Raw genomic sequence first — 19,809 nt, 5'->3', positions numbered from 1 at the left:
ACCATGTCGGAGTCGACTGACGTCCGCGCGGCGAAGGTGGCGCGCGTAGGGCGGATCGCGCACCACCGCCTCGTGGGTATGTCGCTGAAGACCGCTCTCGCGGCAGGCATCGCCTGGCAGCTCGGCATGATCCTGCCGGCGTACCTGCCGCAGTATGCGTTCTACGCGCCGCTCGGCGCGCTGACGGTGATGTACTCCTCGCTCTACGACTCGGCCGTCGAGGGGCTGCGTGTGCTGGCGGCGGTGGCGACCGGTGTTCTGGTGTCGCTGACGCTCCAGCTGGTGGCAGGCCCGAACGCGCTGTCGGTCGCGGTAGCACTCGGTGTCGGAGTGCTGCTCGGAAATCTGCGCAAGCTCGCCGACCAGGGCTCATGGGTGCCGCTGGCTGCGTTGTTCGTCTTCACAGCCGGCCAGACGCACACCACGGAATATGTCGTGGGCTACATGTCCCAACTGCTGCTCGGTGCCGGGGTGGGCCTTGTGGTGAACAGCGTCGTGTTTCCCCCGTTGGCGTTGCACGAAACCGAGCGAGCCGGCCGCGCGGTGCGCAGGGATATCGTCCGTGTGCTGAGCGCGCTGAGCGGGCTGCTGGAGGCGGACCACGCCACGGCCGACGAACGCGCGGACGACCTGTCCTCGGCGGCGGCTTCCCTGCCCGAGTCGAGACAGCGTCTGCGCACCGCCATGTCACAGGCACGCCGCGCCGGACACGGCAACCCGCGCCGGCAGCGATGGCAGGGGTCGCGCTCGGAGGTGCTCGCGTTGGCCGGCGCCACCGAGCGCTGTGCCGGTATGACGGAGGATCTCGCACGCGAGACGCTCGAAGAGGTGCCCGCCCTGCGACGAGCCATGGTCCCGACCCTGGCGCAGGCAGTCACGTCATTGCGGGATCTCATCGTCCGGTCCCCAGCGGGAGTGCCGAGCGACGCGGAGGTACGGCGCACCGACGAAGCCATCGATCGAGCTGCGTCGCGCGCGCGGTCATTTCCGGAACAGCGCACCGTCGCCGGCCTTCGACGCTGCTTACGCGCCGCGTCGGACCGAACGATGTGACGAATTCGCTCGCGGCTGCAGCGTCTACGGCCAGGAAGGTTCAGTCGAGGCGGTGACGATCACTTCGCGCAATTCGACCCCCGCAGGCTGCCGCAACGCTCCCACGACCGCCGTCGCGACGTGGGCGGGGTCCATCAGGTCGGCGTCCGGTCCCGGCCGGTACTGCTCCGGTCTGCCGTCGAAGAAGTGGGTCTGCATGCCGCCCGGCACGACCATCGTCACCCCGACCTGACCGGCCAGTTCCATGGCGAGCGCGCGGCTGAAGCCGACGATCCCGTGCTTGGAGGCGCAGTAGGCCGTGGCGTCACCCGCCGGTCGCAGGCCGAGCGTGGAGCCGATCGTGACGATACGCCCGTGAGTGGCGCGTAGCGGCCCGACTGCGGCCCGCACCACCGCGGCGGTGCCGAGCAGATTGACTGCGAGCACCCGGTCCCAGGCCTCGCCCGAGACCTGGTCGAGCGCACCGCATGCGTCGGTGCCGGCGCAGGTGACCACTGCGCGCAGGTCGCCATACGTGGAGGCGACCTGCGCGACTGCCGCTTCCGTCGCCCGCGTGTCGGCGAGGTCCATCTCGACGTAGGCATGATCGGTGTCCGGTGGCTTCAGATCGAGTACGACGGGGGTGCCTCCGGCCTCCCGCACTGCAGCGGCAACAGCTGCTCCCAGACCGCTGGCGCCTCCTGTCACGATGACCGTTCCCAACTCAGCTGACGTTGTCATGCATGGTCCTTTCCTGGTGTCGACGAAGGAGTGATGTGGTGGATCGGCCGTTGAGGTAGGGGAGGAGGACGACCCGGCCGCCCCACGAGCGGACGACCTCGGCCTCGGGCAGCGAGTGCGCGTCGTAGTCGCCTCCCTTGGCCCAGATGTCCGGGCGGATGCGACGCAACGCATCGCTCGGATCGTCCTCGTCGAAGACCACGACGTCATCGACGACCGAGAGTGCGCGCAGCACTCGCGCGCGATCGTGCACCGGTTGCACCGGCCGACCGGGACCTTTGCGCCGCCGTACCGAACTGTCGGAGTTGAGCAGCACGACCAGACCATCGCCGAGTTGGCGCGCTGCCTCCAGGGACGCAAGGTGCCCGGCGTGCAGCACGTCGAAACAACCGCCGGTCGCGACCAATACGCCGCGGGGCCCAGAGAGTGCCGAATTGGCCTCGCACTGTTGATTTTCCGCCGGTCCCTGTCGCTCCCGGAAACTGGCCGTCCCGCCCTGCGCCACCCAGCGTGACGCGGCCTGCACACCGCGGTGCACCGCTTCTGGTGTCGTCGCCCCGTCGGTGAGCGCCAGCGTGACTGCCACCGACAGGCAGTCGCCCGCACCGCATGAGTCGGTGCCGTGCGAGACCGCGGCTGGCACGAAGTAGGGCTCCGGTTCGGTCGTTGCCAGCCAGGCCCCGTCCGCGCCGCAGGTCACGCACACCGCGGCGGCCTCCCACGCCCGGAGCAAGCCGAGCGCAAGCTCCGCGGGCTCGCGGACCGCAGGAGGCTGCCCCAGCGCGGAGTGTGCCTCGGAGAGATTCGGGGTCACGACGGTGGTGTGGGCCACCGGCGGACCGCCACGTGGGTGCGGATCCCAGATCAGGAGCCCACCGGCGCGGGCGCGGCGCTGCAACGCCGCGCGCACGTGCGGCTCGGCGGCAGTGCCCGCGCCGTAGTCCGCGACGAGGACGGCGTCGGCATCCCGGATGCGCCGAAGCGCCTCCTCCGGTGGCACGCCCGGCGTGCCAGGGCCGCCTTCGTCGAAGCGCGTCAGGGAGTAGCTGCCGGCCCGCACGCGGGTTTTGCGACGCGTGGCACCGAGATGCTCCATCGCGACGAGTTGCACGCCGTGAGCTTCCAGCAGGGCCCGCAACTGCGCGCCCCGGGCGTCGTCCGCGATGGGTGCGACGAGCGTCACCGATCGGGTGTCGGGCGCGGCGAGGAGAGCCGCCAGACCCGCGCCGCCCGGACCGCTGCGCACGGACCGGACATCGACCACCGGCGCCGGAGCGTCGGGACACAACCGGTCGGTGGTGCCGATGAGGTCGCGATCGAGAAGGACGTCACCCACGACGACGATGTCTGCCTCGGCCGACCCGCTCACTGCGTCACCGACCCCACCGCGGCACCGGACCGCGTGAGCGTGTGCCGATAGATCGCTTCGGTCTGCTCCGCGACGCGCGGCCAGGCGTAGCGGTCCTGCGCGCGTTCGGCCGCACGGACGCCGAAGCTTCGGGAGAGTCGCGGGGACGAGGTGATGCGTGCGACCGCCGTGGCCAATGCCCTCGAATCCCGTGGTGGCACAAGGAATCCGGTGACCCCGTCCACGACGGTGTCCAGCAGCCCACCCACCGCGGTGGCGACCACGGGGCGCCCACACGCGGCGGCCTCGACCGGCGTGATGCCGAAGGGTTCGTACCAGGGCGCGGCAACCACGACATCTGCGGCGTGATAGACGCTCGGCATCTTCTCGTGAGCTACGGCACCGGCGAGGTGCACCTGGTGACGCACGCCGGCCCTCGTCGCGACCTGCACCAGCCGGTGTGCCTCCGCGTCGCCGGAAAGCTCCGCCGCAGGCGGGCCGCCGACGATCACCAGGCGTGCGGTCGGCAGCTGGGCGAGTGCGTCGATGATCGTGTCGATGCCCTTACGAGGCACCAGGCGGGCGACGGTGAGCAACGTCGGTCCCGCGCGCCCCGACCGGTCGCCGTGGCCCTCGCCCGGCCGGAATGCGGTGGTGTCCACACCGCAGGGCACGACGTAGGTGCGCGAAGTGTCCACCCCGGCGGCCGACAGCTCGGCCACCTCGTCCGAGCAGGTCGCGATCACGGCATCCGCACGAGCGGCCACTGCGGCCTCCAGCGCGACTCGCGTCGCAGGGCTGGTGTCTTCGGCTCCCTGATGACGTCGTTTCACCGCGCCGAGCGCGTGGAACGTCTGTGCCATGGGTATGCCGGTGGCCTGCGCGGCTCGCAGCGCTGCGAGGCCGGACATCCAGAAGTGACCATGCACCACATCGGGCCGGCCATGTCGGGACCAGTCCTGCTGCATCCAGTCCGAGAAGTCGTCCATCCATGGCAGCAGTTCGTCCTTGGGCACCGGGTATGGCGGACCGACCGGCACGTTCACCACGGTCAGGCCCGGAGCGAGCGGCACCCGCTCGGCCAGGTCGTCGAAGGGCCGGTCGCGTCGGGTGTAGACACACACGTCGTGACCGCGCTCGGCGAGGTGACGGGCAAGAGCCGCGACGTGCACGTTCTGCCCGCCGGCGTCGATCCCGCCGAGCGCGGCGAGCGGGCTGGCGTGTTCGGAGATCATCGCGATCCGCATGAGATTGCCCCTTCGAGTAGTTGGTCCCAATCGTCCAAAAACCTTGCGAGTCCGTATCTTTCGAGCGCGTGCCGTCGTGCGACCAGTCCCGCCTCACGCGCGTCGTCCGGGTGGTCCTGCCAGTGGTCGGCGCGTTCAAGCAGAGCGTCCAGGTCGGTGGAGACGAGTCCGGCTCCGGCCGGTATCGCGGCTGAGGCCTCGGTGCTGTCGACCGCGAGCACCGGCATGCCGAGCAGCATCGCCTCGATCAGAGAGAGCCCGAGGCTGGTCCATCTGCACACATGCAGATAGGCCCGGTGCCGCGGCAGGCGCTGGAGCAGCTCGTGCTGTGGCAGGTCGTCGTGCAACCGCGACCCCCACCCGGTGATGCCCATCGACGCCGCGGTCTCGGCCAGTGCGGACACCCCCATGCCGTACACCGCCACCGGACGGCGGGCAGCCACGCGCAGCAGCAGGTCGGTGCCGACGACGCGGCCTCGACGGACCGGTTCGTTCACCACCGACGCGAGAGTGGGGTCCGCCCCGGTGTAGCGATATCCGGGATCGACCACGCCGTGCTCCACGACGGTGGTCGGCGCCCGTCCGGAGTCCCACATCAGCTGGTTGAACCCGGTGACGTGCACCACGGGGATCCGGCGTTGCTCAGCCAGCGGGTGTCGTGTCGTGGCCGCCGCGCCGCCCGGGGTGTTGTGTTCGACGTAGAAGGCGGGCACGTCGAGCCCCGGCTCCCTGCCGGTCCAGCTCCGGCACAGCCGGAGCTCGTGCGGCCTCTGCAGCAGCACGACGTCGAACGCCTCGTGCCGCAGCCGTTCGACGGGCACCTCGTGGACGTGTGCCGGCCACTCCCAGGTGCGCGCCCGGCCTCGCCCGTCCGGCCCGCGCTGTGCATCGACCGGGAGGAGGATCTCGTGTCTGCCCTGGACCAGGGAGGTGGTCCAGGAGCCGTGAACGTGCCACATCAAGATGCGCACAGCGACTCCGAGGAATCGGCGCGCCCGAGTGTCAGCCGCTCGACCGCTGCGGTCACCGTTGCGCCGGTGACGTCCCGCATGCAGGGATGTCCCGGCACGGGACACTCCCGAGCTCGACTGCCGGCGCAGCGGGCCCGCTGGTCACCGAGGAGGGCGTGCGGGACGCCCCAGGGTCGCCACCGCGCCGCCGGCACGACCGGGGTGAAGACCGAGACGACCGGCGTGCCGACCGCCGCGGCCAGGTGCGCGGCGCCGGTGTTACCGACCACGACGGCACGGGCGCCGGCCAGCACGTGGCGAAGCCGGCCCAGGTCGGTGCGTCCCGTGAGGTCCGTGACGTCGGCGGCCGGCCCCTCGGACAGCACGTCACGAACAAGCGCGCGGTCGGCGTGGTCGCCGGTGAGCACGACCCGGCGACCGGACCCGACCAGTGCACGCACCACATCACGGGTCAGATCGGCTCCGAGTGCCCGCGCGGGCACCGACGCTCCGGGGTGAACGACCACGTAGTCGTCCGGCAGGTCGAGGCGTTCGGGTCGTGCGGGGACAAGCCGGAGGAGCCCGTCGTCGTCGGCCGGCAGCGGGTAGCCCGCAGCGGCGGCCAAACGCAGCGCTGCCTGCACTTCGTGCCCACCGCGGTCGCCTCCGTCGTCGTCGACGGCGACGTTCGGATGCTGAAATGTGCTGTTATCAGGCGGTATTCGCCGATGACGAACATCGAGCAAAGTGCCCGGTGCGGCATCGCTGGTGCCGGAGATGCGTGTGATCCCGGCCAAGCGACACACCATCGCGGCCGGCAGCGGGCTCTGGTGGAACGAGGTGAAGATGACCGCTTCGTCGTAGGCTCCACGCAGACGTCGGATCAGCATCGACAGCTCACCTGCGAACGCGTCGTCGCAGGGCGCACCCACCCAGGGCGCGTCGTACGGAATGACCTCGCTGACTCCTGGCAGCGCAGCCGCTGCCGGCGCACCTGCCCCGGAGGCCAGGAAATCGACCGGTGCCCCTCCCGCAGCGATCGCTCGGACCGCCGGTCCCGTCAGCAGCACGTCACCCATACCGTCGAGCCGCACGGCGAGCACCCTGGTCATGAGGCCGCGGCGCTCTGGCTGGCCACGGTGGCATCGCCGTCGGCCGGCCCCCATCGGCGTGCGCCGCGGTGTCGCAGCCGGCCGCGCAGCCGATGGAGCACAGCGCACCACGGGATGAGCACGGAGGTGACCGCCATCGCGGTCACTTCACCCGGGGTCCGCGGACCGGGCAGGATGCGCCGCATTGCGAAATCCGCTGTCGCCGCGGCCCATCCGGCACCGCACAGCAGCGCGAGGCGGCGGCCGCGGGCGCCCGGGACCGCCGCAGAGCCGACGGCGAGGCTCCCGAGGGCAACGGTGAGGGTGTGCGCTCGCAACCGGCCGCGGCCGGCGACTGCCCGTCGACGCCAATCGCGGCCGTGCACCGCGGACATCAGCGCGTCGTCGGCGTTTCCCCGTTGCATGCGCACGCTGACCCACGTGTCGGCGGGCCGCACCGGATGAGTGACGACCCTGCTGCCTCGACGCAGTGACCACCCGGCGTCCTGTAATCGCAGGGCGAGGTCGGAGTCCTCCCGGTAGGCGCGCCGGAAGCGCTCGTCGAAGCCGGCAACCTCGTGCAACGCCGTGCGCCGGAAAGCCATCTCCGCGGTAATCCACCGTCCGTCCGCCAGCGCCGCGGTGTTGCGTTCCCAGTCCGTCGGCCGGCGAGCGGGCAGTGGCACGCGCACGACGGCCTGCACGCCGGCGACGCGCGGGCCGGCAGCGGCCAGATCGGCCTGCAGGGCGGCCGCCCATGCGGGGCCCACCTCCACGTCGTCATCGAGGAACACCACCCAGGACGACCCACCCAGCTGCCAGCCGAGGTTGCGGGCACCCGCCGGACCGCGCCCGCCGGCGGTGACGACGCTGACGGAACAGCGCTCCCGCAGCGCGTTGGGGATGGGCAGGGCGGGTCCGTCGGACGCGCGGTCATCCACGACGACGACGTGCGAGGGCCACTGGTGTTGATCGGCCAGACTCCGCAGCGCCCGGTGCAGGCTTGGGCGACCGATCGTCGGGACAACCACGTCATACTCGATCGGCGAACTCATCCATCCCCCTCAGTCAGTGCGTGGCGACGAACGACATGCGGACCGAGCACCAGCACATCGATCGGTGCTGATCCGAAGATCTCCAGAGCCTCGCGCGGCGTGTCCACCATCGGCCGGCCGGCGGTGTTGAGGCTGGTGTTGACGAGCACGGGTAGACCGGTGAGTCGTTCGAACTGCTCGAGCGTGCCGGCCAGCATCGCTTGCGTCCTGCGATCGACGGTCTGCACGCGCGCAGTGCCGTCGACGTGGGTGACAGCCGGGATGCGTTGTCGCCACGAAGGATTCACCTCATGCACGAAAAGCATGAAGGGGCTCGGGACCGGTCCGGCCGAGAAGATGTGCGCTGCCCGCTCGGCGAGCACGATCGGCGCCACGGGCCGGAACTGCTCGCGGCCCTTGACGTCGTTGAGCCTGCGAAGGTTGTCGGGATCGCCCGGGTGGGCGAGCAATGAGCGCTGGCCGAGCGCTCGGGGGCCGAACTCGCTGCGGCCGTCGAACCAGGCGACGACCCCGTTGTTCGCCAGCGCGGACGCGATGGTCAACGGCAGATCCGGCGGCGTGGTGAAGGGCACCGCAGCGCGTCGCAACTCGGCCGCGAGTTCGTCGTCGGTCCAGCCGCGCCCGAGCGCCGCGCTCGGGAAGGGCACGCCACCCAGATCGACGTCGTCGGCCACAGCTAATGCGGCCCCGAGCGCCGTGCCGGCATCCCCGGCAGCGGGTTGGACCCACACCGAGTCGAAGGGGGAGTCACGCCATACCCGGGAGTTCGCCACGCAGTTCAACGCGGTGCCGCCCGCCATCGCCAGGTGCGAGGTGCCGGTCACCGCGTGCAGCCACGCACTGAGATCGAGGAGTGTCTCCTCGAGACAGGCTTGCACGGAAGCGGCCAAGTCGGCGTGCTCATCGGTCCACTGCTCGTGACTGCCACGCCGCGGCACCCACGCACTCCAGTCCGGGGCGCGGGCCACGAACCCTCCGTCACCTGTTGCGTGGACGTGCTCGCGCAATGCGCCGACATGGCGTGGACGGCCGTATGACGCCAGTGCCATCACCTTGTACTCGTCGCTGGACCGCAGGAAGCCCAGGTGCTCGGTGAGTGATTCGTACATGAGGCCCAGCGAGTCCGGAAGTGCTTGTGCGGCAAGGGTTTCCAGCTTGCAGCCGTCGTAGACTCCGGCGAGGTGCGACGCGCGCTCTCCACGCCCGTCGATCACCAGCACACTGGTGCGGCCATCGGACCCCCGACTTGCGTCGATCAGGCCGGCCGACGCTGCGTGCGCCTCGTGGTGTGGCACGAACCGGAACTCGCCGTTCGTCAGCGTGCCGAGTTCGTGTTCGACGAAACGCGGTGCTCGTTGGGCGTACAACTGCCGCAACGAATCCCATGGGTCGTCCAGCCCCAGCTCGTCGGCCGGCCGAGCCAGATCCGGGTCGTAGGAATATGCCACGGCATCCAGTCCCTCCATCGGCACACCGCCACGATCCAGGCACCACCGTGCCGCCTCGACCGGCAACTCCCATGCCGCGAACGGCACCGGACGCTTGCCGTGCTTGCGCCTGCTGAAGCGCTCCTCTTCGGCAGCCGCCACCACGTGGCCGTCCACGACCAGTGCCGCGGACGGGTCGTGGAAGAGCGCATTGATGCCGAGTACTCGCATGCGCCACCGTTACCCCGTCGGCGAGGCGTCGAATCGTCGGTTCTTTCATCCGGTCTTCCGGACGTCACCCGGCTTCGGAGCGATTGGGCAGCCGGCAAGGGGACTTTCTGCGGGCACCAACTCGTTGCGGCGCAGGGCAATTCGCACATCGGACCTCTTCACGCCCTTGCGCGAGCCGACGGTGAGGTGCACCGTAGGCAGCAGCGTGCCGGCTCAAGAAGCGTGGTCGGTGTGGTTCTCCCGAGGGGTAGGTCCATGCCACGACCGCAGAATGACAACAAGGTCGCCCGCGACCGCGCAGCGCGTGCCGAGGCATTGCTCAGCCGAGCCGAGCGTGCGAGCCGTCACACCGCCGCCCGACTCCGGCACGAGGTGGTCATCGACCATATGGCGGTAGCGACATCGATCGCGCACCGCTACGACCATCGTGGGCTGGAACGCCAGGATCTCGAGCAAGTCGCATTGCTCGGCCTGGTGCATGCCGTCCGCCGCTACCGCTGTGGCCACGGCGGAGGTTTCCTCGCCTTCGCGGTGCCCACCATCGCCGGCGAACTCAAACGCCATTTCCGGGATCACGGTTGGGCCGTGCGGCCGCCACGGCGGCTTCAGGAGCAGAGTCTTGCGGTCCGCTCCTGCGCCGAGACCATGACGCAGGAACTCGGTCGAGAACCGAACTCGCACGAGGTGGCCGACCGTGCGGGCCTCGCGGTGTCGGAGGTGGAAAGTGCACGGGCGGTCGACCTGCAGTACGTCGCGCGCTCGATGGAAGCCCCGGCTGATCGCGAGGACGGTGTGTCGCTCGGTGAGACGTTGGGCATGCCCTGTGCCGAGTTCGGACGCATCGACGACTTCCAGGCACTTCGGCCGCTGTTGCGAGCACTGAAGCCCAGGGAGCAGCTCATCGTGCGCTTACGCTTCGTCGACAACCTGACGCAACGCCAGATCGGTCAGCAGATCGGGGTGAGTCAGATGCAGGTCTCGCGGCTGTTGTCGGACATCCTGCAACGGTTACGTGTTGCCCTGTCGGCCGAAGACCCGGCCTGCCTCGTGTCATGACGACAACCGGCGACCAGGTGTCGCGCGGGGGAGAGGAGGAGCGGCGAGCCGGCCGGGTGACCGTGGTCCTGCTGACGTACAACTGCGCACGGTGGATCGAGCGCACAGTGCGGCATCTGAAAGCGCTCGGCGTGCCAATTCTCGCTGTTGACAACGCATCTGACGACAACACGGTCGCGCTGCTGCATCGCAACGGTGTGCGCGTCATTGAGTTGCCGGCCAATCGTGGCGCTGCTGGTCGCAATGTGGGCGCGGAGGCTGCGGACACGCCGTACGTCGCCTTCTGCGACGACGACGGATGGTTCGAACGCGATGGTCTGGACCACGCTGTCGACCTGCTCGAGCAGCACCCGCGGCTGGCCGTGGTGAACGCGCGCATCCTGGTCAACGACGAGCAGCGGCTCGACCCGATCTCGCGGGAGATGGCGTCGAGTCCGCTCCGCGGGGATCCACGGCTCCCCGGAACGGTGCTCCTCGGTTTCATGGCCGGCGCCGTCGTCGTGCGTCGCGCGGCGTTCCTGGAGGTCGGTGGTTACGACCCCCGCTTCTTCATCGGCGGCGAAGAGGAAACCCTCGCGGTCCCGCTGCTCCGCAACGGATGGCAGCTGCGCTACGTCCCCGAGGTCGTGGCACATCACTACCCGAGCGGCGCGAACGCCGCGGGCATCCGGCATCTCGGCGTGCGCAACACCGTGACCAACGCCTGGCTGCACCGTCCCGCGCGGCGTGCCCTCTCGTGGACCATCTTCATCGCCCGGACCACGAGGTCACGCCGGACCCTCCTGCGCGGCTTGGTGATGGTCCTGCTCGACCTGCCGTGGATCGTGCGAGAGCGGTCGGTGATGCCCGACGACCTCGACCGCGCACTCGCCATCCTCGAACGACGCCGCCGTGCGGCCACGCCCTCCCGCTCGCGCCGGCCGGGCGCGGTGTGGTGAGCGCCCGACGTGGGCCCGCTACCTGTCGCGGTCGCGCGAGCGGGCCCGCTCGTCGAGTCGGTCGGAGTCGTCGGCGCAGCGAGCCGCATCCCGGTGGTGACGCAGGATCCGTCGACCGAGGAGAAGAACGAAGGCGGCGAACACCACCCACGCGATGAGGACGTCGAGGCCACCGTTCTGAGTCATGCCGGCTCCCCGCCTGCTTCGTCGCGCTCGCGCTCCACCCGGATGGTGACCCGGCCCGGCTCGATCTCGACCACATCGGACCACGGCACGATGGACGAGCGGGCCGCCAGGCGGTGGAAGAACCACGTCAGGGGCCACGGGCCCGCCATCTGCCCGCGGCCGAAGCCAAGCCGGTGCGCGAAGCCGACCGGACCGACGACGAGGGCGGCGATCACGAAGGCCGGCTCCCCGGAGTCCTGCGTGGGTGCCGCACCGGACTCCAGACGCAGATCGTGCACCCAGCCCAGCGATCGGCCGTCGGTGTCGATCGCGTCCGAACCGAGCAGGTCGAGAGTTCTCATCGGGATCCTCCGGAGAGAGGTCGTATGACGTGTTCGCGGGTCCATTCCGTGCCGCGATGAATGCCGAGCACCTGCGCCGACTCCCTCAACCGGATCTCCCGGCGGTTGATACGTTTGACCTCACTGAGCGGGATGCGCACCGGACTGGCTCCGGTCGGTGACAGACGCCGCGCTGCGGCCCAGACCCCCAGCCCGAGTAGACCACCGATGCGGGGGCCGAATGCCGTTGGGCCGCACAGGAACGCGGTCAGCACCGGTGCCTCGTTGCGCTCGGTCGTGGAGAACTCCAGATCGTCGACCTTGCCGACCGGCTCACCGGAGGCGGAGTAGATCTGCACGTCGAGCAGCTGGCTCGCCGCAGATGCCTCCCATTCCCACTCCGTCATCAGGCACCCGCCCGCGTCCAGAAGAGCAGAGGCAAGGTCACGACGGAGACCACCGTGACCACGGCGAGGAAGATGACTCCGAAGGCGTTCGCCAACCGGCCGTTGACCTGGTCCGCCAGGTAGTCACGGTCATTGGCGATGAGGAGCACCGGCAGGAAGGTGAGCGGGATGGCAGCGGCCCCGAGCACTACCGACATGAGAGTCAGCGTCACCGGATCGATGGTCGTCAGCACCAGCATCGTCCCGGCCAGCAGAACGAGCAGACTCACGACGTGAAATTGCGGCGCGGCGCTCGGCCGCAACCACTTTCCCCACGCCCACCCGAAGTATTGGGCAACCGAATACCCCGTGGACAGAGTCGCTTCCGCACCTGCGGCAAAGGTGGCGGCGAAGAAGCCGACCAGTGCGAATGCAAGGCCGACCTTGCCCAATGCGACTGCCACCGGGAAGCCGACCTGGCTGAGGTGCCCGACGTCAGAGCCGAGCGGCTGCAGGACGACCGCGGACGTCGCCATGATCGCCAGGCTCAGCAGCCCGCCGAGTGGAAAGCCGACGAGAGTGTTCAGTCTCATCTGCATCATGGAACGCCGCGTCCACCCCTCTTCCATGCCGCCGGAGGAGAAGAAGATGATCTGGTAGGGCACCAGGCAGGCGCCGATCAACGACACCGCGTAGAAGAAGTAGGTCGGATACGCCTCCTGCGCAGGCACAGCAGGGCTGGCCGCGCTGGAAAGCAGCGTCCCCCAATCGGTCGGCAACCAGAACAACGCCACGACGAAGACGAGAAGCGACAGCCCGATCACGCCGAACAGGTTCTCGATCGCCTTGAACGGCAGGTGCCACAGCACGCCCCACAAGGCCAGCGCGACGAGCGGCACCCACAGCAGGTAATTGACGTCACTCGCGAGTTCGAGCGCGAGGCCAACCCCGCCGAGCTCGGCGGCGAGGGTGAGCAGGTTCAGCAGACAGCTGGCCAACAGGTTGAACAGTCCGAAACGAACGCCGAGGCGTTCGCGCACCACATGGAACACCGGACGCCCGGCAACTGCGGTGACCCGGCCGGCCATCTCCGCGTACACCGTCATGCCGAAGGTCCCGATGACGACAGCCCAGGTGAGTGACATGCCGAAGCGCGCCCCTGTGACACCGCTCGTCACGAGGTTGCCGATGTCGACGAAGCCACCGATCGCCGTCACCAATCCCAATGCGACCGCGAAGACCCGCTTCACAGTCCCACCTGCTCCAGGCCCTCCAGAGATCGCTGCGGAGCGGCCAGATCGTCGGTCGCCGACTTGACCCCTTCGTGATCGCTGCGGCGCAATGCGATCCGCAGGTCCGACAGCGCATTCGAGGCGGACTCCAGTGGTGCGTCGATGCGGTCCCTCAGCGCGATCGCGGCCTGCGTCGGTGGTTGCCGGCTGTCAAAAGTGCTCACCACCGAGCCGATGTCCTCCTCGGCCTCGGTGACCATGGTGTCGGCGTAGGCATGGGTCAGCTTGCCGTCCTGCCATGCCTTCGCGCCGGCCCTGGCGGTCGCGACGATCCCGGCGGCAGCTCGCGCCGTCGTGCGGGTCTTCGTCTGGTAGTCGGACATCGTCGGCGAAGGAGTAGCGCAACCGCCCAGCGACGCGGCCGCGAGGCTCGCGACGAGCAACGCCGTGGTGCGGCAGAAGCGAGGTCGGGACATGCGGTTGCCATACCCAGGAACGGTCTGGGCATGCGCCGTCGGGCACGGGTTAGGCGCCGGGGGTCGCTTCCTCGGATTCAGTACGCCCCGAGGGCAATTCGCGGGTGGACACGAGGAACTCGGCAACCTCGCGGAGCTTGATGTTGTGATTTTGGGAGTAGCGGCGCAAGACCTCGAATGCCTGCTCGGCGCGGAGCGCGTGCCGCTCCATCAGGATGCCCTGGGCCTGGCCGATGACCTTACGGGCGTCCAACGCGGTGTTGAGTTGCGCGTGTCGCATCGAGGAGTGCAAGGCGATGGCGGCGTGCGTGGCGAAGATCTGGACATAGGAGTGGTCGTCGCGAGTGAAGGGTCGCTGCGCACGCCAGTAGAGGTTCAGGCTGCCGAGCCGATGGCCATCGGTGTCGGTCAGTTCACCGGCCAGGGCACTCCCCACGCCGAGCCTGGCCACGGCTCGCCCCCAGGCCGGCCACCGCTCATCGTCTGCCACGGCGCTGCTGGCGAAGGTCTCGCCGGTCCATGAGCTGTCGGCGCAGGGTCCTTCGTGCAGCCGGTATTGCAGCTCGTCTGCGGTGAGCGCGACGGGGTCGTCGGTGCCCACCGTGCGTAATCGGCCGCGGCTGCCGATCAGCGTGATGCCCGCATGGTCGGCTGCGAGGAGGCTGCGAGCCTGCTCGACGACCTCCTTCGCGGTTGCTTCGGGGCCGTCCGCAGCGGCGAGTTGCGCTGCTACGCGCGCGAATTCGGTGGCATCCACATCGGCTCCTGGTGTGGTCTCGGCACAGGCTGCAGATCTCGCCGATGCGGGTTTCGTGGTTTCGTGGTGTCCCCCGAAAGGGTGAGGCGCGGTGATCAAACCATAGCGCCTCTGCCTGCATACACTGCTGCAGTGCGCACGAGGTGCGTGTCGATGGCGCTGCGCCGGGGTAACGGGCTCGCATGCGCACACAGCTCCGGACTCCGGCGTCGGACGCCGGCCCCGACGTGTTACGGCGTGCAGTCGTCGCCGGTGGTGCCGGCTTTCTCGGCAGCCACGTGTGCGACGCGCTTCGCGCGCGCGGGGTCGAGGTGCTCTGCCTGGACAACTTCCTCACCGGCACGGCGCGCAACGTCGCGCACCTCCTGCCCGATCCCGGATTTCGGTTGGTCCGGTGCGACGTCACCGACTACGTTCACGTGCCGGGGCCGGTCGATCTGGTGATGCACCTGGCGTCGCCGGCGTCGCCCGCGGATTACTTGCGATTGCCGCTGCAGACGCTGAAGGCCGGCTCGCTCGGCACCTGGCACCTGCTGGGCCTGGCGAAGGAGAAGGATGCCCGGTTCGTCCTGGCCTCCACCTCTGAGGTGTATGGCGACCCGTCGGTGCACCCGCAACCCGAAAGCTATTGGGGCAACGTCAATTCCGTCGGTCCGCGAGCCGTGTACGACGAGAGCAAGCGATATGCCGAAGCGCTTTCCGCGGCATACCGCAGCAGCGCATCGGTCGATAGCGCGATCGTGCGCATCTTCAATACATTCGGCCCTCGGATGCGGGCCGACGACGGCCGCGCGATCCCGACCTTCATCACGCAGGCGCTCGCCGGTGAGCCGCTGACGGTGGCCGGCGACGGGCTGCAGACCCGGTCGGTCTGCTACGTGGACGACCTGGTCGATGGCCTGTTGGCGATGGCGGCAGGCGAGCATCCGGGACCGGTCAATCTGGGCAACCCGGACGAACGCACCGTGCTCGACCTCGCACGCGACATCATCGCGGCGACCGGGTCGCGATCGGCGGTGCAGCACATCGAGCGACCGCAGGACGACCCGAGCGTGCGCCGTCCGGACGTCCGCCTTGCCGAGCAGGTGCTCGGCTGGCGACCGCGGGTGGCGTGGCGCGATGGACTGGACCGCACGGTCGCCTGGTGGCGTGCGGCCGGCCACCTGGGGGAGTCCGTCCGCCCGCAGTGCCAGCCTGCAGGGCGCACCGCGTCGTGACGTCATACGTGAATCGGCGGCCCAGCGCGAAGCTGGGCCGCCGATCCGACCAGTGTCCGGAGGGGGACTTGAACCCCCACCCCCGTTAAGGGACTAGCACCTCAAGCTAGCGCGTCTGCCATTCCGCCACCCGGACAAAGGGTGCGTCAGCAGGCGGAAACCGCCTGGCCAACGACCGGAAACACTAGCACGGAGAGGGCGAAACTCCCGCATCGGCGCCTGCCCCTGCAAGGATCGGCGGGCAACACCCCCGACCCCGGACCGGCTCCATCCCGAGAGGACCCGTCATGCCCGAGCAGTTGCACGTCACCCACGAGTTCCGCACATCACGACAGCGCCTCTTCCGCGCCTTCGTCGACCCGGCCGAGCTGGCCGCGTGGTTCGGCCCGGAGGGTTTCCACGTCCCGGAGGACAGCGTCACCGTCGAGCCGCGCCAGGGCGGCGCGTGGCGGCTCACGATGGTCGCCGACGACAACCCCGACCTGCAGTCGCCGGTCGACGCGACCCTCTCCGAGTTCACCCCCGACCAGACCCTGGTCGGCACCGAGCAGGTGACCGGCTTCCCGGGCCTCGACGACGGCACCGAGCTGACGCTGCGGCTGGAGTTCGCCGACGCGCCCGCCGGCACACAACTGTCGGTGACGCAGGGCCCCTTCCCGGACGACATGGTCGAGCAGGCGAAGGCCGGCTGGGAGAGCTCCTTCGGCAAGCTCGAGAAGCTGGTCAGCCCGCCCAGCTGAGCCGCCCGACACGACACTCGTGGGGTATGACGGGAGTCCCGTCATACCCCACGATAGCACTCAGACGGACAAGCCGAAGTCCTGGATCACTCCGGCGAGCCCGCTCGAGTAGCCCTGGCCGACCGCGCGGAACTTCCACTCGCCGTTGTTGCGGTAGAGCTCGCCGAAGACCAGGGCGGTCTCGGTGGCGGCGTCCTCGCCGAGGTCGTAACGGGCACCCTTGTCGGCGTTGTTCGGGTCGTCGGCGTCGAAGATGCGGATGAAGGCGTCCGAGACCTGACCGAAGTTCTGGCCGCGGCTGTCGGCCTGGTCGATCGACGCGACGAACGCGATGCGCTCGACGTCGGGAGAGATCTGCCCGAGGTTGAGCTTGATCTGCTCGTCGTCGCCCTCACCCTCGCCGGTGCGGTTGTCACCGAGGTGCTGCACGGCGCCGTTGTCGCCGGTGAGGTTGTTGTAGAAGACGAAATCGCTTTGCTGGCGCACCTTTCCGTCCGCGCCGAGGATCAGCACGGACGCGTCGAGGTCGAACTGCGCGCCGTCGGTGGTGCGCGGGTTCCAGCCCAGGCCGACGATCGCCGTCGACATCCCCGGCGCCGCCTTCTCCAGTGAGATGTTGGCGCCCTTGCTCAGATTGACCGGCATGATCTTCCCTTCGTGAACCTTCGAACGAACTGCGAAACGAACTGCGCGTCTTCCTCTTCGACAGCGACGCTAGCGCGTCGAAGGTTCCGCCGCGGACACCTGCACGACGAGCTTGCCGAAGTTGTCCCCGCGCAGCAGCCCCTGGAAGGCGCTCACCGCGTTGTCCAGGCCCTCGACGATGTCCTCGCGGTAGCGCACCTTGCCGTCCGCCACCCACGCGGTCATGTCGCGACGGAAGTCGCCGAGCTGGTCCTTGACGAACTCGCTCTGGATGAAGCCGCGCACGGTCAGGCTCTTGGTGAGGATCGTGCGCATCAGCAGACCGAGGCGGTCGGGTCCGGCCGGCGCCTCCGTCGCGTTGTATGACGCGATCAGCCCGCACACCGGCACCCGCGCGTAGGTGTTGAGGCGGGGGAGCACCGCGTCGAAGACCGGACCGCCGACGTTCTCGAAGTAGACGTCGATGCCGTCCGGTGTCGCCGCCTTGAGCTGCTCCTTGAAGTCGGGCGCGCGGTGGTCGATGGCCGCGTCGAAGCCCAGGTCCTGCAGGTAGGCGACCTTCGCCGGGCCGCCCGCGATGCCGACCGCGCGCGCACCCTTGAGCTGGGCGATCTGCCCGACCGCCGAACCGACCGGGCCGGTCGCGGCGGCGACCACCACGGTCTCGCCCGGCTTCGGCTGACCGATCGTCAGCAACCCCGAATATGCAGTGAAACCAGGCATTCCGAGCACCCCGAGCGCGGTCGAGAGCGGAGCGGCGTGCAGGTCGAGCGGCACGAGATGACCGGTGCCCTCCACCGAATGCGTCTGCCACCCGCCGTAGCCGAGCACGTAGTCGCCGGGCGTGAAGTTGTCGTCGCGGGACTCCACGACGCGCGACACCGTCGCCCCGACCATCGTGCCGCCGATGGGGACCGGCTCGGCGTAGGACTTGGCGTCGCTCATCCGGCCGCGCATGTAGGGGTCGAGCGAGAGATAGATCGTCTCGAGCGACACCTGCCCGTCCTGCGGGGCGGGCAGCTCGACGGTCTCGGTGCGGAAGTCGGCGGCGGTGGGTGCGCCGTGGGGGCGGGCGGCCAGGACGATGCGAGTTGTCTCCATGGCCCCCATTCAACTCCGCCCGTATGTCGGAGCCTGCGGGCACACTGCACACATGCTGTTGCACGACGTCATCACCACCTCGGCGCAGGTCGGCGCCACCCGGTCCCGGGACGCCAAGCGGGCCGCGGTCGCGGAGGCCCTGCGGCGGGCCGACGGCGACGAGGTGCTGCTCGTCGCGGCCTACCTGGCGGGGGTGCTGCCACAGCGGCGCATCGGTGTCGGGTGGCGCGGCCTGCGCGAACTGGCGACACCTGCCGAGGAGCCGGCGGTCACCGTGACCGAGCTCGACGCGGCCCTGACCGAGATCGGCCAACAGAGCGGCGCGGGCTCCGCGGGGCGCCGAAAGACGTTGGTAGCAGACCTTTTCGGGCGGTTGACCGCCGACGAGCAGCAGTTCGTCGCGCGACTCATCGGCGGCGAACTGCGGCAGGGAGCCGGCGACGGTGTGATGCTCGCGGCGATCGCCGCCGCCAGCGACGTGCCGGAGCCTGCGATCCGGCGGGCCGTCATGCTGGCGGGCCATGCCGCGCCGGTCGCGCAGGCGGCGCTGCGCGGAGGACTCGCCGAGGTCGAGCGGGTCGGCCTGGTCGTCGGCCGCCCGGTGCGCCCGATGCTCGCCGGGAGCGCGCCCACCGTCGCTGAGGCGATCGACCCCGCGGCATTCGACACAGAGGTATTCGACACAGAGGCAGTCGGTACGGCCGCACAGCAGGTGGAGGTGAAGCTCGACGGCATCCGGGTGCAGGCGCACAAGCTCGGCGACGACGTGCGGCTCTTCACCCGCAGCCTGGAGGAGATCACCGACCGGCTGCCGGAGGTGGTCGAGATCGTGCGCGCACTGCCCGCGGAGACCGCCGTGCTCGACGGCGAGGCGATCGCGCTGCGCGCCGACGGGCGACCCGAGTCGTTCCAGGTCACCGGCGCGCGCACGGCCAGCCAGGGCGACCCAGCGCAGTTGCGCGAGCAGGTGCCGGTGACGCCGATGTTCTTCGACCTGCTGCACGTCGACGGCGACGACCTGATCGACAGTCCGCTGGCCGAGCGGCAGCGACGGATGGACGCGCTGGTGCCGCAGCGGTGGCGGGTGCCGCGGGAGCAGATCACCGATCCCGGCGGCGCGCAGCAGTTCTTCGACGCGCACGTCGCGGCCGGTCACGAGGGCGTGGTCGTCAAGGCGCTCGGCTCGGCATACGCGGCGGGCAGGAGGGGTGCCGGCTGGGTCAAGGTCAAGCCGCGGCACACCCTCGACCTGGTGGTGCTCGCGGTCGAGTGGGGCAGCGGCCGGCGCAAGGGGCTGCTGTCCAACATCCACCTCGGCGCCCGCGATCCGCAAACCGGCGAATTCATCATGCTGGGAAAGACGTTCAAGGGTATGACGGACGAGATGTTGCGCTGGCAGACGCAGCGCTTCACCGAGTTGGCCACCGACACCGGCGACTGGGTGGTGCACGTCCGGCCCGAGCAGGTCGTCGAGATCGCCTTCGACGGGCTGCAGCGTTCGACCCGCTACCCGGGCGGTGTCGCGCTGCGCTTCGCGCGGGTGCTGCGCTATCGCGACGACAAGACCGCCGACGAGGCCGACACGATCGAGACCGTGCGGGCGCTGAGCGGGGGTTGATCGCGCATGGCAGGC

General features: G+C 69.7%; 21 protein-coding genes and 1 tRNA gene. 6 read left to right on the top strand and 16 right to left on the bottom strand.

All coding sequences use genetic code 11. The features are described from left to right. Positions 1-3: 3 nt before the first annotated feature. The gene (locus tag HJ588_RS17425) at positions 4-1,053 is read left to right on the top strand and encodes an FUSC family protein (RefSeq protein WP_171157983.1); all 1,050 of its coding nucleotides are present in this window, start codon (positions 4-6) and stop codon (positions 1,051-1,053) included. Positions 1,054-1,077: 24 nt separating this feature from the next. Here the strand turns inward: HJ588_RS17425 and HJ588_RS17420 are convergent, their stop codons facing one another. Genes HJ588_RS17420 through HJ588_RS17390 form a run of 7 tightly spaced genes read right to left on the bottom strand, consistent with a single transcriptional unit; the run spans position 1,078 to position 9,122 of the window. Then, the gene (locus HJ588_RS17420) at positions 1,078-1,773 is read right to left on the bottom strand and encodes an SDR family oxidoreductase (protein ID WP_171157981.1); all 696 of its coding nucleotides are present in this window, start codon (positions 1,771-1,773) and stop codon (positions 1,078-1,080) included. Continuing rightward, positions 1,757-3,142 carry a PfkB family carbohydrate kinase gene (locus HJ588_RS17415; protein ID WP_343036781.1) on the bottom strand — a complete coding sequence of 462 codons (1,386 nt, stop codon included), beginning with the start codon at positions 3,140-3,142 and terminating at the stop codon, positions 1,757-1,759. The genes HJ588_RS17420 and HJ588_RS17415 overlap by 17 nt, the downstream gene beginning before the upstream one ends. Then, positions 3,139-4,368: a glycosyltransferase gene (locus tag HJ588_RS17410; RefSeq protein WP_171157979.1), complete on the bottom strand. Its 1,230-nt coding sequence runs from the start codon at positions 4,366-4,368 to the stop codon at positions 3,139-3,141. The genes HJ588_RS17415 and HJ588_RS17410 overlap by 4 nt, the downstream gene beginning before the upstream one ends. Continuing rightward, complete coding sequence (locus HJ588_RS17405) at positions 4,353-5,339, bottom strand: glycosyltransferase family protein (RefSeq protein ID WP_171157978.1); 987 nt, start codon at positions 5,337-5,339, stop codon at positions 4,353-4,355. The genes HJ588_RS17410 and HJ588_RS17405 overlap by 16 nt, the downstream gene beginning before the upstream one ends. Beyond that, the gene (locus HJ588_RS17400; RefSeq protein ID WP_171157975.1) at positions 5,327-6,430 is read right to left on the bottom strand and encodes a glycosyltransferase family 9 protein; all 1,104 of its coding nucleotides are present in this window, start codon (positions 6,428-6,430) and stop codon (positions 5,327-5,329) included. The genes HJ588_RS17405 and HJ588_RS17400 overlap by 13 nt, the downstream gene beginning before the upstream one ends. Then, on the bottom strand, positions 6,427-7,464 hold the full coding sequence (locus HJ588_RS17395; RefSeq protein ID WP_171157973.1) for a glycosyltransferase family 2 protein: 1,038 nt from the start codon (positions 7,462-7,464) through the stop codon (positions 6,427-6,429). Before HJ588_RS17395 ends, HJ588_RS17400 begins: the two co-directional genes overlap by 4 nt. Continuing rightward, on the bottom strand, positions 7,461-9,122 hold the full coding sequence (locus HJ588_RS17390) for a carbamoyltransferase family protein (protein ID WP_171157971.1): 1,662 nt from the start codon (positions 9,120-9,122) through the stop codon (positions 7,461-7,463). The genes HJ588_RS17395 and HJ588_RS17390 overlap by 4 nt, the downstream gene beginning before the upstream one ends. A gap of 255 nt (positions 9,123-9,377) precedes the next feature. Between HJ588_RS17390 and HJ588_RS17385 the strand changes: the two genes are divergently transcribed. After that, positions 9,378-10,178 (top strand): sigma-70 family RNA polymerase sigma factor, encoded by an 801-nt coding sequence (locus HJ588_RS17385; protein WP_171157969.1) that lies wholly within the window; start codon positions 9,378-9,380, stop codon positions 10,176-10,178. After that, complete coding sequence (locus tag HJ588_RS17380) at positions 10,175-11,116, top strand: glycosyltransferase (RefSeq protein ID WP_171157967.1); 942 nt, start codon at positions 10,175-10,177, stop codon at positions 11,114-11,116. The genes HJ588_RS17385 and HJ588_RS17380 overlap by 4 nt, the downstream gene beginning before the upstream one ends. Before the next feature lie 18 nt (positions 11,117-11,134). Here the strand turns inward: HJ588_RS17380 and HJ588_RS17375 are convergent, their stop codons facing one another. The 6 genes from HJ588_RS17375 to HJ588_RS17350 all read right to left on the bottom strand — a co-directional run bounded on the left by HJ588_RS17375 (position 11,135) and on the right by HJ588_RS17350 (position 14,473). After that, positions 11,135-11,302: a hypothetical protein gene (locus tag HJ588_RS17375; protein ID WP_171157965.1), complete on the bottom strand. Its 168-nt coding sequence runs from the start codon at positions 11,300-11,302 to the stop codon at positions 11,135-11,137. Continuing rightward, a complete protein-coding gene (locus HJ588_RS17370) occupies positions 11,299-11,643 on the bottom strand; it encodes a PRC-barrel domain-containing protein (protein WP_171157963.1) in 345 nt (114 codons plus the stop codon). Before HJ588_RS17370 ends, HJ588_RS17375 begins: the two co-directional genes overlap by 4 nt. Next, positions 11,640-12,029 (bottom strand): PRC-barrel domain-containing protein, encoded by a 390-nt coding sequence (locus tag HJ588_RS17365; protein WP_171157961.1) that lies wholly within the window; start codon positions 12,027-12,029, stop codon positions 11,640-11,642. The genes HJ588_RS17370 and HJ588_RS17365 overlap by 4 nt, the downstream gene beginning before the upstream one ends. Further along, a complete protein-coding gene (locus HJ588_RS17360) occupies positions 12,029-13,225 on the bottom strand; it encodes an NRAMP family divalent metal transporter (protein ID WP_343036779.1) in 1,197 nt (398 codons plus the stop codon). The genes HJ588_RS17365 and HJ588_RS17360 overlap by 1 nt, the downstream gene beginning before the upstream one ends. A gap of 29 nt (positions 13,226-13,254) precedes the next feature. Next, complete coding sequence (locus HJ588_RS17355; RefSeq protein ID WP_171157957.1) at positions 13,255-13,623, bottom strand: hypothetical protein; 369 nt, start codon at positions 13,621-13,623, stop codon at positions 13,255-13,257. A 142-nt stretch (positions 13,624-13,765) separates the two neighbouring features. Next, a complete protein-coding gene (locus tag HJ588_RS17350; RefSeq protein WP_171157954.1) occupies positions 13,766-14,473 on the bottom strand; it encodes an ANTAR domain-containing protein in 708 nt (235 codons plus the stop codon). A 182-nt stretch (positions 14,474-14,655) separates the two neighbouring features. On the opposite strand from HJ588_RS17350, the gene HJ588_RS17345 reads away from it, so the two are divergent. Then, on the top strand, positions 14,656-15,690 hold the full coding sequence (locus HJ588_RS17345) for a UDP-glucuronic acid decarboxylase family protein (protein WP_171157952.1): 1,035 nt from the start codon (positions 14,656-14,658) through the stop codon (positions 15,688-15,690). 53 nt (positions 15,691-15,743) lie between these two features. On the opposite strand, the gene HJ588_RS17340 is transcribed toward HJ588_RS17345, so the two are convergent. After that, positions 15,744-15,826: transfer RNA gene (locus tag HJ588_RS17340), tRNA-Leu, on the bottom strand. A gap of 151 nt (positions 15,827-15,977) precedes the next feature. Between HJ588_RS17340 and HJ588_RS17335 the strand changes: the two genes are divergently transcribed. Next, positions 15,978-16,430: an SRPBCC family protein gene (locus HJ588_RS17335; protein WP_171157950.1), complete on the top strand. Its 453-nt coding sequence runs from the start codon at positions 15,978-15,980 to the stop codon at positions 16,428-16,430. A 60-nt stretch (positions 16,431-16,490) separates the two neighbouring features. Here the strand turns inward: HJ588_RS17335 and HJ588_RS17330 are convergent, their stop codons facing one another. Next, positions 16,491-17,075, bottom strand: coding sequence for a TerD family protein (locus HJ588_RS17330; RefSeq protein ID WP_171157948.1), 585 nt, complete (start codon positions 17,073-17,075; stop codon positions 16,491-16,493). Between the two features lie 69 nt (positions 17,076-17,144). Beyond that, entirely contained in the window at positions 17,145-18,176 is a 1,032-nt protein-coding gene (locus tag HJ588_RS17325) for an NADP-dependent oxidoreductase (RefSeq protein ID WP_212756122.1), read from the bottom strand. A gap of 52 nt (positions 18,177-18,228) precedes the next feature. Between HJ588_RS17325 and HJ588_RS17320 the strand changes: the two genes are divergently transcribed. After that, positions 18,229-19,794 carry an ATP-dependent DNA ligase gene (locus HJ588_RS17320; RefSeq protein ID WP_171157944.1) on the top strand — a complete coding sequence of 522 codons (1,566 nt, stop codon included), beginning with the start codon at positions 18,229-18,231 and terminating at the stop codon, positions 19,792-19,794. Positions 19,795-19,809: the final 15 nt, after the last annotated feature.

It is taken from the genome of Flexivirga aerilata (assembly GCF_013002715.1).
Taxonomy (GTDB): Bacteria; Actinomycetota; Actinomycetes; order Actinomycetales; family Dermatophilaceae; genus Flexivirga; species Flexivirga aerilata.
This window is presented reverse-complemented; position numbering and strand designations above follow the sequence as displayed.